Origin of the sequence: Bradyrhizobium sp. CCGUVB1N3, from assembly GCF_024199925.1 — a bacterium.
Taxonomy (GTDB): Bacteria; Pseudomonadota; Alphaproteobacteria; order Rhizobiales; family Xanthobacteraceae; genus Bradyrhizobium.
Genome location: NZ_JANADR010000001.1, coordinates 1,693,135 through 1,705,790 on the forward strand (window position 1 = coordinate 1,693,135; position 12,656 = coordinate 1,705,790).

A 12,656-nucleotide genomic window follows, 5' to 3' on the forward strand; every position below is an offset into this window, starting at 1 on the left:
GAACATCATGAAAGCCGCCGTCCTCAAATCCCTGGGAACACCACTCGTCATCGAGGATGTCCCCGCTCCCGTGCTCGGCACCGGTGAGGTCATCGTCGACGTCGTCGCCACCCGCGTGCTGCCGTACCTGAACGAGGTCTTCAGCGGCGCGCGCAATTACGCGCTTGACCTTCCCGTGATCCCGGGCCCCGGCGGCATCGGCCGTGTCCGCGCCATCGGACCGGATGCGACCAGGCTTGCGGTCGGCGATTGGGTGTTTTGCGATCCGACCGTGCGCTCCCGCGACGACGCACTGTCGCCCGACATCACCCTGCAGGCGCTGAGCGCCCGCGACGAGGGCGGCATGAAGCTGCAAAAGCACTTCCGTCACGGCTCGTTCGCCGAGCAGATGCGCGTGCCAACGGAGAACGCGAAGCGGCTCGGCGAGATCACCTCCGTCGAGGCCACGCAATGATGCGCGCTCGGCACCATGCTGGTGCCCTATGGCGGCTTCCTCGCAGCGAATGTCAAAGCCGGCGAGACCGTGCTGGTCAGCGGCGCCACCGGCAATTTCGGCAGCGCCGCCGTGGCCGTGGCGCTCGCCATGGGCGCAGCCTGCGTCGTGGCGCCGGGGCGCAACGAAAAGATCCTCGCCGATCTCGTGCGGCGTTTCGGCGCGCGCGTGAGGCCCGTGAAGCTCTCCGGCAACGAGAGCGACGACCGCGAGCAGATGAAGCGCGCCGCACCCGCGCCGATCGATTGCGTGTTCGACATCATGCCGCCCTCGGTCAGTCCCACGGTGGTGCGCGCTGCGATCATGACGGTGCGCGCCTACGGCCGCGTCGTGCTGATGGGCGGCGTCGGCATGGCCGGTGGACCCGGGCTGGAGCTGCCCTACCCCTGGGTCATGCGCAATTGCGTCACCATCCATGGCGTCTGGATGTATCCGCCCGATGCGGCGGTCCGCCTGATCGCGCTCGTGCGCGCCGGGCTGCTTCGGCTCGATCACTACGAGACGACGGCGTTCGATCTCGACCAAGCCAACGAGGCCGTCGCGCACGCCGCCGCCCATGCCGGCCCGTTCAAGATGACGGTGATCCGGCCGTAGCCCATCCCCGCGTGCAACGATGATGGCATAGTGCCGCTGATTTGCCCGACGCGTCAATCGGCTTCGCAAAATCCGCAAGACGCGAGCCGGCGGCCGCCGGCTACTTTGCATGGGGTTGTTTTCGAGATTTTAGTCGAGCTCGACAACCTGGCCGTTGGAAAGCGACACCCGCCGATCCATGCGGCCGGCGAGCTCCATGTTGTGGGTCGCGATCAGCATCGAGACTTGGGTCGCCTTGACGAGCTGCATCAGGGCCTGGAACACGTGCTCGGCGGTACCGGGATCGAGGTTGCCGGTCGGCTCGTCCGCAAACAGCACGCGCGGCGCGTTGGCGACCGCGCGTGCGATCGCGACGCGCTGCTGCTCGCCACCCGACAGCTCGGCCGGTCGATGGGTGATGCGGTCGCCGAGCCCGAGATAGGACAGGATCTCCTTGGCACGGTTGACGCTCTCGGAGCGCTTCAGGCCGCGGATCATCTGCGGCAGCATGACGTTCTCCAGCGCCGAGAATTCAGGCAGCAGCCGGTGCGACTGGTAGACGAAGCCGATCTCGGTGCGGCGAAGCTGTGTGCGCTCGATGTCGGGCAGTTGCGAGGTCGGGGAGCCCCCGACATAGACCTCACCGGAATCGGGCGCCTCGAGCAGGCCCGCGATATGCAGCAGCGTCGACTTGCCCGAACCCGACGGCGCCACGAGCGCCACCGACTGTCCGGGCCACAGCGCGAGCTTGGCACCGTCCAGGATGGTCAGCACGTTCTCGCCCTGCACGTACTGCCGCTTTATCTCGTGGAGATAAATGACCGGTACATCTTCCGCCCCCTGCTCCATCAGCCCCTCACTCGTACCGGAGCGCTTCGACGGGATCGAGACGCGCGGCGCGCCAGGACGGGTAGAGCGTCGCAAGGAACGACAGCGTCAGCGCCATGATGACCACCGCCGTGGTCTCGCCGACATCGATCTCGGCAGGCAGGCGGGACAGGAAATACAGCTCCGGCGAGAACAATTCCGTGCTGGTGAGCCAGGACAGGAACTGCCGGATCGATTCGATATTGAGGCAGATGACAAGGCCGACGAAGAAGCCGACAAGCGTGCCGACCACGCCGATCGAGGCGCCCGTGATCAGGAATATCCGCATGATCGAGCCTTGCGAGGCGCCCATCGTGCGCAGGATCGCGATGTCGCTGCCCTTGTCCTTCACCAGCATGATCAGGCCGGACACGATGTTGAGCGCGGCCACCAGCACGATCATGGTGAGGATCAGGAACATCACGTTGCGCTCGACCTGGAGCGCATTGAAGAAGGTCGAGTTGCGCTGCCGCCAGTCGACCAGGAACACCGGGCGGCCGGCGGCTTCCGTCACCGCCTTGCGAAACGCGTCGATGCGATCGGGATTGGTGGTGAACACCTCGATCGCGGTGACATCGTTGTTGCGGTTGAAATAGGCCTGTGCTTCCGGAAGCGGCATGAAGACGAAGCCGGCGTCATATTCGGACATGCCGATCTCGAACACCGCGACGATCTTGTAGGGCTTGATCCGCGGCGTCGTGCCCATCGGCGTGACCGCGCCCTTCGGCGCGACCAGTGTCACGCTGTCGCCGGCATGCAGCGACAATTGGTCGGCGAGCCGCCGGCCGATCGCCACGCCCTGCCCTTCGTCGAAATTCTCGATCGAGCCCTGCTTGATGTTCTTGGCGATCGAGGTGAGGTTGTTCAGATCATCGGCGCGGATGCCGCGCACCAAGACGCCGGAGGCATTGAACGGCGATGAGGCCAACGCCTGGCCGTCGACCACGGGGGCGGCGAGCCGCACGCCGTCGACCTGGCTGATGCGCTCGGCGACATCCTTCCAGTCGGTCAGCGGCGATTCCAGCGGCTGCACCAGGATGTGGCCGTTGAGGCCGAGGATCTTGTCGAGCAGCTCCTTGCGGAAGCCGTTCATGACGGCCATCACGATGATCAGCGTGGCGACGCCAAGCATGATGCCGAGGAAGGAGAACCCGGCGATGACCGAGATGAATCCTTCCTTGCGGCGCGCCCGCAAGTAGCGCGCCGACAACATCCATTCGAACGGCGCGAAGGGCGCGGTTTGCACAGGCTCGGTCATGGTCTCATCCATCGCTCGATAATCCCATGATTCGGGGTCAAATGTGGCCGGATTGCCTGCCCCGCAGATGGCGCGGTGGATAATATTCAACCGGTCAGGCGCGCGACCGCGTCGGCCGGCGACATGGTCTCGCGCGAGCCATCGGCGCGCCGCTTGATCTCGACCTTGCCGTCGGCGAGCCCCTTCGGCCCGATCATGATCTGCCAGGGGATGCCGATCAGGTCGGCCGCGGCGAACTTGGCACCGGCGCGCTGGTCGGTATCGTCGTAAAGCACGTCGACGCCCTTAGCCTGGAGTTCGGCATAGAGCTTCTCGCAGGCCGCATCGACGGCAGCATCGCCCTGCTTGAGATTGAGCACGACGGCCCGGAACGGCGCCACGGCTTCCGGCCATTTGATGCCGGCCTCGTCATGACAGGCCTCGATGATGGCACCGGCCAGGCGCGAGACGCCGACGCCGTAGGAGCCGCCGTGGATCGGTACGTCGACGCCGTCGGGCCCCGCCACCGTCGCCTTCATCGGCTCGGAATATTTGGTACCGAAATAGAAGATCTGGCCGACCTCGATGCCGCGGGTGTTCAGCCGCTTGGCTTCGGGCACCTCCTGCTCGAAGCGCGCGGCATCGTGCACGTCTTCGGTCGCGGCATAGACCGAGGTCCACTGCTTGATGATCGGCGTCAGATCGCTCTCGTAGTCGACGTCCTCGCCCGGCACCGGCAGATCGAGCACGTCGCGATTGATGAAGACGCCGGACTCGCCGGTCTCGGCGAGCACGATGAACTCGTGGCTGAGATCGCCGCCGATCGGGCCGGTCTCGGCACGCATCGGGATCGCCTTCAGCCCCATCCGCGCGAAGGTGCGCAAGTACGCGACGAACATCTTGTTGTAGGCGACGCGCGCGGCTGCCTCGTTGAGATCGAAGGAATAGGCATCCTTCATCAGGAATTCGCGACCGCGCATCACGCCGAAGCGCGGACGCTGCTCGTCGCGGAATTTCCATTGAATATGATAGAGATTGAGCGGCAGGTTCTTGTACGACTTCACATAGGCGCGGAAGATCTCGGTGATCATTTCCTCGTTGGTCGGCCCGTACAGGAGCTCGCGCTTGTGGCGGTCGGCGATGCGCAGCATCTCCGGACCATAGGCATCGTAGCGGCCGCTCTCGCGCCAGAGATCGGCAAGCTGCAAGGTCGGCATCAGCACCTCGATCGCGCCCGAGCGATCCTGCTCCTCGCGCACGATCTGCTCGATCTTCTTGAGCACGCGGAAGCCGAGCGGCAGCCAGGCATAGATGCCCGCGGCCTCCTGCCTGATCATGCCTGCGCGCAGCATCAGGCGATGCGAGACGATCTCCGCCTCTTTCGGATTTTCTTTCAGGATGGGCAGAAAGAACCGGGACAACCGCATGGATACACTCGAAGAATCAGTGAGGGGTTGCAGTGAAACCGGATTGGGAGCGAAAACACAAGGCCGGGAATGAAGAAAACGCGCTAACGTGACGAAATTCCTGTCATTTTTCTGTTTCCTTGATGTCCTGCTTGAACACGCAGGCGGCCGTTTCGGAACCCGGAGGCGAAGCCCTCAACGCGGCGCGACCTCGACCTCGTCCTCGAGCGTGATCTTCTCGAAATCGGTCACCAGCGCATCGATGCGCACATGCCAGCGGCCGGCGAACGGCAGCTCGACCTTGCGCACGTGCCAGTAGCCGTCAGTGCCGAGCTCGGCATCGTATTCGATCGGCTCGATGCCGCGCTCCGGCAGGCTCAGGGTCAGCGTCGCTTCCTTGGCCTGGAGAGGCGTCGCCTCCTCTGTCATGAGCTGGAGGACGAAATCGTCGGTGCCCGCCTTACCGGGCGATACCAGGACCTGGAACATCGCCTTCTCACCGTGGATATGGATCGCAAGCGGTGCCTCCGGGACGATCGTGCGCGGCGGCGGCGTAAAGCGCCAACCGGCGACGACGGCGAAGACGGCAAGCGCAAGCGCGCATTCGGCCAGGATCGAGCGCCTGAGAGCGGAGGCTGCCTTGAGGTTCTTGGCCAGCGCCGGTGTGAGGCGAAAGCGGTTGATCGCGGCAAGCGCCAGCAGCGCGGCGACGAGCGCGAGCTTGATCGAGAGGATGATGCCGTATTTGGTCTCGACCAAAGCAACAAAGCTCTCGAGCTGAATGACAGCCAGCGCCAGGCCGGTCAGCGCCAGGATGGCGACGACCGGCAGGGCAACGCGCGAGAACCGGCTCAGGATCGGCAGTGTGGCGGCCGTCGGTCTCGACATCAGAACGGCCAGCGGCGCCAGTGCGCCCATCCAGAATGTGATGCCGAGGCCATGGAGAAAGATCGCCGGCCGCGTCAGCGCTTCCGGCGGAGCAGTCGCGGCGTGGCCGGTGCTGGAGAGCGACAGGCCGACGCCGGTGAGCGCGATGGCCGAGAGAACGCGCGCACCCTGCCCTCCACACAGCGCGACTCCGGCGGCCAGCATGGCGGCGATCGCGATCAGAAGCGCGGGGCCGGCACTCGTCGTGAATGCAATCGTCCAGGGCGCGGACGTCAGAAGTGCGGTGAGCGACAGACCGAGGAGATCGAGCCCCAACAGGGGAAGCGAGACGAACGCACTCAGCGCGCCCACGACAAGCGCAGCACGCGGCACAAGCATGCCATTCGTCGATCGCGCGATCCAAACCGCAAAGAACACGCCGCCAACGCCCGCGAAGAGCCCGAGATAGAGCCCTATCCGCGTCAGCCAGATCAGCGCGTTCACACCGCCATCGGCGGCCGCGGGAACTTGCGTCGCGGACGGCGCGCCGATCGAGAACATGACCGATCCCGCGACGGGATGGCCATCCTGCGAGATCACGCGATAGCTGACGACCACCGTGCCCTGCGGGAGAACCTGCGGTACCGCGATCGAAATGGTCTCGCCGGACACGCTGACGCGGGCCTCGTCGCGCGCCTTTCCGGTCCCGTCGATCAGCCGGATCGCGCCGGGCGTCACCGCCTCGTTGAAGCGCAGCTCGACGCTCTTCGGCGCGCTCGCAACGATGCTGCCGTTGGCCGGCTCGACCGAGACCAGCGCCGCATGCGCCGACGCACCGGTCACAAAGCCGATGCAGACCAGCAGCGTCGCGAGCGCGGCGAGGACGCGCATCAGGGCTTTGGCAGCAGCTTCACGCCAGGCGCCGGCGATTTGCCCTCATGCGAAGGGGTCGCCCCCTCCGCGGGGATCTCGATCCAGCGGCTGACGCCCTTCTCGCATTCCTGCACGACCGGGAAATACAGCATCGTGTTCGGCTTCAGGCTGTCGGTGAGAAACGTGCTGATCACGAACTCATCATAGTTGTGATCCGGCAGCTTGCCGCCCGACCACACCACTTCCTTCGGCCCGGACGAGACCTTGTTGCCGTGGTAATCGTATTCGCCGGTGTACTTGCCCTCGACGACGTCGACGCTCCAGCCGGCCTTCGGCATCGGCTTCACGGCGATGACGCCTTCAGGAATCTGCACGCGGATCTTCACCGTCGGCGAGCCGGCGCAGCCATGCGGTACGGCGAACACGGCCTTGTAGGACGCGCCGGCCATCGCCTGCTTGGTCTCCAGCGAGATATGCGCGCTTGCGGACGTGCCCGCCAACACGCATGCGGCCATCGTGGTGGCGTAAATCAAACCTGTTCGCATTGGAGCCTCACTTGTTCATAGATTCATTGCGGCACCAGCTGCCTTGGCCGCAGCTTCCGCTTCACGAATGAGGTCCTGCCGCCGCTTCAAGACGTCGCCCACCAGCGCAGGACCGGCATGCTCGGGCGATCCCGAATCGAAGGGCGGCCTGGGATCGTATTCGATCACGAGCTGAATTCGCCGCGCAGCCTCCTCGCCCGCAAGCCGCGCTGCGATCGCCAGCGCAAAGTCGATTCCGGCCGTGACGCCGCTGCCCGTCACCCGGTTGCGATCCTCGACCACGCGATCCCTGCGTACGACCGCCCCCATATGCGCGAGCAGATCGCGAACGTACCAGTGCGAAGTCGCCTGATAACCCCTAAGCAGCCCCGCGGCGCCGAGCAAGAGCGAGCCGGTACAAACGCTTGTGACGAGGCGCGCGGCTTCACCCTGCTGCCTGAGAAATTCGATGGTCTCACGGTCCTGCATCGCCGCGACCGTTCCCTTCAGACCTCCGGGCACGAACAACACGTCGAACATCTTCGGCGCGTTTTGGAAGGTTACCGTCGGTGCAACCGGCAAGCGGACGTCGGTCATGACCGGCTGCTCGGTCCTGCCAATCAGGTGAATATCCGCCTGCATGATGCTGAACACGGTGAGCGGGCCGGCCAGATCAAGCAGGATCATGTCGGAATGGATCAACAGGCCCACGCGCGGGCGAGCCGGCGACGCCGGCTGCGCCAGTGCGGCCGGCGCGACGAGGTTGAGCAAGGATGCGGCCGCCAGCGTCGCGTTGAACTCTCTTCGATCCATGCTCTTGCTCCACGAAATGTCAGCGAACGGGGACGGGTGAGACGAGATCGGCTTCATCCGCTCCCAGCAAAAGCGAAAGGCTCAACGGTTTGATAAACACCGCACCCTCACATCTTCATCCCGGAGTGATCCGGCGATTTCTTCATATCCATGTGTCCGCCATGCTCGCCGCCACCCGGTGCCTGCGCGCCGACGGCCTGGACGTCGAGGATGACGGCAACATTGCCGGCCTTCTCGAACTGAAGCGTGACCGGGACCTTGTCGCCCTGCTTGAGCGGCCCCTTCAGCTCCTGCATCATCAGATGATAGCCGCCCGGCGCGAGCTTCACGGTCTTTCCCGGCTCGATCGCGAGACCCTTGTCGAGCGGTCGCATCTTCATCACGCCATTGTCCATCGCCATCTCGTGGACCTCGATCTTGCCGGCGATCTCGGCCGAGACGCCGACCAATTTATCCGGCGCGTTCCCCTTGTTCTCGATCGTCAGATAGCCGCCGGCGACCTTTGCGCCGCCGGGCGTCGCCCGGCTCCACGCTTGCGTGACGACGAGATCACCGGCCTTGACCTCGTCGGCGCGGCCGGGTGCGGTGAACGTCAGTGCCGAGAGCGCAGCGAGCGCGAGGATGCGTGAGAGCTTGTTCATGTGGCTTGCCTTTCTTTTCATTGTTGCGCCCACCTCACCGTCAGAACGTGTACTTGCCGGCAAGGACGAAGGTTCGTCCCGGGAACGGATGGAACAGGAAGTACTGGTAGTTGAAGAGATTATCGATGCCGAAATCGAACGAAAAATCCTTCGTGGCATTGTAGTGGATTTTCATGTCGACGACGAAAAACGGATCGAACGCCTGGTACACGTGGGGAACGACGTCGGTATTATCGAGGGTCGCATACTGCTTGCCAGTGTAGCGCGCCGCAACGGTATAGACCCAGCTCTCATTCGGACGATAGCTGACGCCGGCCTTCGCGCGCCAGTCCGGAACATAGGGCACGCGTTTGCCGACGACGGTGGTGGCTCCCGCCCAGCTCGGATCCGAGATGATCCTGGAATCGACGTAAGTGACGCTGCCAAAGAGCTGCAGCCCGCTGATCAGGACATTGTCCTTGTCAGCCGACAATTCGACGCCTCGCATGCGGATGGCAGCGACGTTGCTGACCGCGGTCTGGAACGACTGGTTTCCGGCCACGTCAGTCACGGTGGTCGTCTGCGAGATCAGCGCGTCGTTCGTGCGTTCGCTGAACACCGTGAACCTGACCCGGCCGTCCTGCCAACGTCGTTCGAGATTGAGCTCGCCGGTGAAATCCTGCTCGGGCGCGAGCCGCGGATTGGCAAGGTAAATAATGTTGGCGACGGAAATGTTCTGATAAAGCTCCGTCACCGTCGGGTAGCGATACGCCTCGCCGAAATTCGCAGTGATGTTCCAATCCTTGTTGGGATCGTACGCGAGCGAAACCTTCGGCGAGAAATTGGTCGACGAGAGCGAGGGCTGTTGCGTCGTCCTCACCGAGGTGATGGCGCCGGCACTAGTCGCCGTCGTGTTGACGTTGAGGCCATCGAGGGCCTGCCAGCTCTCCAATCGTCCACCGAGCGTCAGCTTGACGTTCGGTGTGATCTTCCAGGCGTCCTGAACCCAGAGCGCCTCGGTCCGAGTCTCGCCGACACCCGTTGAGTAGAGCACCCCGTTCCCCGTCGAAGGGGCCGCATACCAAACCGTGGAGACATAGACGGGGTTCTCGAGCCTGTAGCGGTCGCCGTGAACGCCGAAGCTGACCTCATGCGAACCGTCGGCCCCGTCGGGACGCCAGATGCCCTTGGCATCGGCGTTCTGCCAATTGGTGCCGTCCATCCGCGTCACCTTGCCGTTCAGCGAGTAGCCAAGTCCGGGCGAGGCCACGACGGTGTAGGGGTTGAGAAGAATATCCTGAAGGTAATTGTAGCTTGATGCCGAAAGATCAAAATCGAAGACGCCCTTGGTATCGCTCCGGAGCGAGACGGCGTTGCTCACATGAAGCTCGTCCCAGGTATACTTGTTGGGAGCAAATCCCGAGAGACCCGCAAACGTCGGCTGGCCCGTCACGGTCGATCTCAGATAGGTCTGCGGCTCCGAGGTCTGGTGATTGTTCCGGACCGCGAGCGAATAGGTTGCCTGCACCAGCGGGGTCAGGTCGTAAGCCAGCCTGATATTCCCCGACGTCTGCTGCGAGTGCGCCACCGCGCCGGCGCCGACGACATCCGCGACCCCGCCGGTCCGGCTCGGTGCGATGAAGGTGCCCGTGGTCCTGGCCGGGACCGAGCCATTCGTCACGTAGCTCAGCGGTTGCTGATAGCTGTCACGATAGTTGGCGCCGATGAGCCACGACAGCGCACCGTCGCGGTTGCCTGCGGCCGCGCTGGTCTGGCTGGTGACGTAGGTGCTCTTGGTGCCGTACTGACTCCACGGCATCACCGAGACCGTCTCCTTGGCCGTCGCAAACGGCTTGTCCGGCATCTTCGAGGTGATCAGCAGCACACCACCGATCGAGTTGCCGGGATAGGCCGCGGCGAAAGGACCGTTGAGATAGTCGACCCGGCCGATCGCCTCCGGCACGATCAGATTCCACTTCGGCGAGGCCCCCGAGTTGTTGTTGCCGATCAGCGCCGAGATCAGGAGATCGTCATAGTAGACGAGCGTGCGCGCGCTGGAATTCAGGCCCCAGCTTCGCGTCGCCAGCACCGCCTGATTGTCGCCGTCGTGCCGTTTCCGCACGAAGAGGCTCGGCATGTATTTGACGGCATCCTCGGGGTCCTTTGTGTTGATCGTCTCGTCGATCTCCCTGGCGGTGATGCTGAAGGACGTTTGCGGAAGCTGATAACGCGCCACCGCCGGCGGGGTCTCCAGCGAGGCACGAGCGGTGCCGGCGCCCTGCCCGCTGGTTTTGACGGCCGCAGGAGGCCCCTCTGCGGAGCTTGCAGGTTTCGCGCTCCGGCTCCGCGCGGCCGAGGATTGGACGGCCGGTTTGCGCTGCTTATGTGGTGCCGCAATCGGCGCGTCGACCGTCACCGGCGGCAATGCGCTTTCGCCGCTCTGGGCGGCGGCTCGGCCCACCGACGCGAGCAACGCGGCCTGAACGGCGACGACACTCACACCCCAGCGGGCATGACGAGGTAACATGGGAATGTCCTGACGCCGGTCTTTCTCTCCGGCCCTTCGACAGCATCAATCGCCTGCGGACGCGCCGCAGCGATCACGAGGGTCGTCAGGAAAATTGAGGTGGTGCGCGCGCCTGCGCGTTGGAGCCGCCGTGTGGCACGTCGACACGATGCACCGCGTCGTGCCACGCCACGCATTCGGCAGGTCGGACAGGAGTTGGGAAGACGGTCTGCGGTGCATCGAGAGACGCGTTCGCCTGTGCCAGGCAGCAGAGCGAGCAAGCGCCTACATGTGAGCCGGGCGCACTGGTCCGGTCGTCAATGCCTGCGCTTGAACCGCCATTGGCGTGGCAGATCACGGCATTCTGAAGCGGATCGGTGACCGCCACGCCTGCTGCCCAGCAGGCGGCGATCGGCGCCAGCACCTGCATCGCCAATGCGATCAGCACCAAGGGTAAGTATTTTTGCAGCCGCGCCCGCATCCGCCGAACCATTCGTTCGCTTACTAACTAGACACGATCCGCCATGGAGTCGAGATCGCTTTTTCACCAACAACTATTCAGTTCACCAGGTGCATCGCGGGATGCATCGTCCCAAGCATCCCGACAATGGTGAGAATGGCAAGGCCGAGAGCAAGCTCGACGGCGCTATTGCGCGTAAGCCAGCGCAACGCGCCGCGCCCGGCCGGGGCAAGCCGTGGCGTCAGCACCAGCCGGTTGACCAGGGCGAGCACCAGCATGAGCGCGAACAGGACAAGTTTGAGCAGCAGCAGCCGTCCATACTCGGTGACGACCAGCGCGTGAACCGAGCCCACCAGGATGGCGGCATTGATGAATCCTGTGAGCAGCAGTGTTGCCACGCTGACCATACCCATGATCGAAAATCGGCTCACGGCGTCGCGGGCCAGCGAAATCGTCTTGTTTCGGCAGGCCGCGGCCAGCAACAAGATTAATGACGCCAACCCACCGATCCAGGCGGCGGTGGCGGTCAGGTGCAGCGCGTCTGCGGCAAGATGCAGGTACCCCGCCTCACCGGCGGTCGAGCCGGCATGGCCGCTCCAGGCGAGGCTTGCGGCGAATGCGACCGCAGCCGCAAATCCAACCCATCGCGCGATCGCCATGCGATCACAGAGGAAGCAAGCCGCCAGACAGATCGCCAGGCCCGCTCGAAGCGTCATCACCTGGCCGAATTGCGTTTCGTTGATCACCGTCGACAACACGTCCGCGGACATTGCCTCATCGAGCAGCATCCCGCTCATCGAGGCGGCCTGAAGCACTAACCAGATCGCGCCGGAGATCAGCGCAAGACCAAGACCGAGCCACGAGACCCACAAGGTGGGAGCCTCGAACGACATAGCCGCGGCCCCCTCCGAGCGCACGACCGGCGCAACGATGACGGCTCGAAACATGACGTCTCCAACCGTGATCGCGGTTGCCGCGAAGTGCACGGCGCGCATCGCGACCAGCGGCGCTTGTGCTGCTGTCCAGTCCATCTGCGGTCAGGCCTTCATGGACCGACCTGGAAGGTGAAGCTGCCGTCCGTCGTGTGGGCGTCCACGGACAGCACGCGCCAGTTCACGTGGTATGTGCCCGGCCCACCCGACTTCAGCGGGATCGACATCTGGTTGCCGCTGACGCGCGCCTTGCCGCCGTCGACGCGCTGACCGGAGGGACCCGTAACGGTGATCGAGCTGAACGCCGCCTCCAGTTTCTGGGTGAACCAGAGCATCACCTCGCGAGGGGGGCTTGCCACCTTGTTGCCGACGCGCGGCTCGGCGTGGTCGAGCTCGGCATGGGCGCTTGCTTCGCCAGGCGTCAGCGACGTCAGCAAGAGGACCACGAACAGCATCATTGAACTGAGGGATGAGCGTCGCATCGG

Annotated in this window: 11 protein-coding genes and 1 pseudogene; 1 reads left to right on the forward strand and 11 read right to left on the reverse strand. The window is 64.3% G+C overall.

The annotated features are described in order from the left end of the window. Nucleotides 1-7 precede the first annotated feature (7 nt). Nucleotides 8-1,087, forward strand: a pseudogene (locus tag NLM33_RS07975) (zinc-binding dehydrogenase). Nucleotides 1,088-1,216: 129 nt separating this feature from the next. Here the strand turns inward: NLM33_RS07975 and NLM33_RS07980 are convergent. The 11 genes from NLM33_RS07980 to NLM33_RS08030 form a co-directional block, all read right to left on the reverse strand. Continuing rightward, nucleotides 1,217-1,918: an ABC transporter ATP-binding protein gene (locus tag NLM33_RS07980; protein ID WP_371930109.1), complete on the reverse strand. Its 702-nt coding sequence runs from the start codon at nucleotides 1,916-1,918 to the stop codon at nucleotides 1,217-1,219. Nucleotides 1,919-1,922: 4 nt separating this feature from the next. After that, nucleotides 1,923-3,203 (reverse strand): lipoprotein-releasing ABC transporter permease subunit, encoded by a 1,281-nt coding sequence (locus tag NLM33_RS07985; protein ID WP_254095547.1) that lies wholly within the window; start codon nucleotides 3,201-3,203, stop codon nucleotides 1,923-1,925. A 74-nt stretch (nucleotides 3,204-3,277) separates the two neighbouring features. Continuing rightward, on the reverse strand, nucleotides 3,278-4,597 hold the full coding sequence (gene proS / locus NLM33_RS07990) for a proline--tRNA ligase (RefSeq protein WP_254095548.1): 1,320 nt from the start codon (nucleotides 4,595-4,597) through the stop codon (nucleotides 3,278-3,280). A gap of 174 nt (nucleotides 4,598-4,771) precedes the next feature. Beyond that, nucleotides 4,772-6,334: a CopD family protein gene (locus NLM33_RS07995; RefSeq protein WP_254095549.1), complete on the reverse strand. Its 1,563-nt coding sequence runs from the start codon at nucleotides 6,332-6,334 to the stop codon at nucleotides 4,772-4,774. Then, nucleotides 6,334-6,861 (reverse strand): YcnI family protein, encoded by a 528-nt coding sequence (locus tag NLM33_RS08000; protein ID WP_254095550.1) that lies wholly within the window; start codon nucleotides 6,859-6,861, stop codon nucleotides 6,334-6,336. Before NLM33_RS08000 ends, NLM33_RS07995 begins: the two co-directional genes overlap by 1 nt. Nucleotides 6,862-6,876: 15 nt before the next feature. After that, complete coding sequence (locus tag NLM33_RS08005) at nucleotides 6,877-7,653, reverse strand: DJ-1/PfpI family protein (protein ID WP_254095551.1); 777 nt, start codon at nucleotides 7,651-7,653, stop codon at nucleotides 6,877-6,879. A gap of 107 nt (nucleotides 7,654-7,760) precedes the next feature. Next, the gene (locus tag NLM33_RS08010; protein WP_254095552.1) at nucleotides 7,761-8,294 is read right to left on the reverse strand and encodes a copper chaperone PCu(A)C; all 534 of its coding nucleotides are present in this window, start codon (nucleotides 8,292-8,294) and stop codon (nucleotides 7,761-7,763) included. 40 nt (nucleotides 8,295-8,334) lie between these two features. Continuing rightward, a complete protein-coding gene (locus tag NLM33_RS08015; RefSeq protein ID WP_254095553.1) occupies nucleotides 8,335-10,800 on the reverse strand; it encodes a TonB-dependent receptor domain-containing protein in 2,466 nt (821 codons plus the stop codon). 85 nt (nucleotides 10,801-10,885) lie between these two features. Next, a complete protein-coding gene (locus tag NLM33_RS08020) occupies nucleotides 10,886-11,260 on the reverse strand; it encodes a DUF2946 family protein (protein WP_254095554.1) in 375 nt (124 codons plus the stop codon). Between the two features lie 77 nt (nucleotides 11,261-11,337). Further along, entirely contained in the window at nucleotides 11,338-12,270 is a 933-nt protein-coding gene (gene copD / locus NLM33_RS08025) for a copper homeostasis membrane protein CopD (RefSeq protein WP_371929917.1), read from the reverse strand. Nucleotides 12,271-12,284: 14 nt separating this feature from the next. Then, entirely contained in the window at nucleotides 12,285-12,653 is a 369-nt protein-coding gene (locus tag NLM33_RS08030) for a copper resistance CopC family protein (protein WP_254095555.1), read from the reverse strand. Between the last annotated feature and the right edge of the window lie 3 nt (nucleotides 12,654-12,656).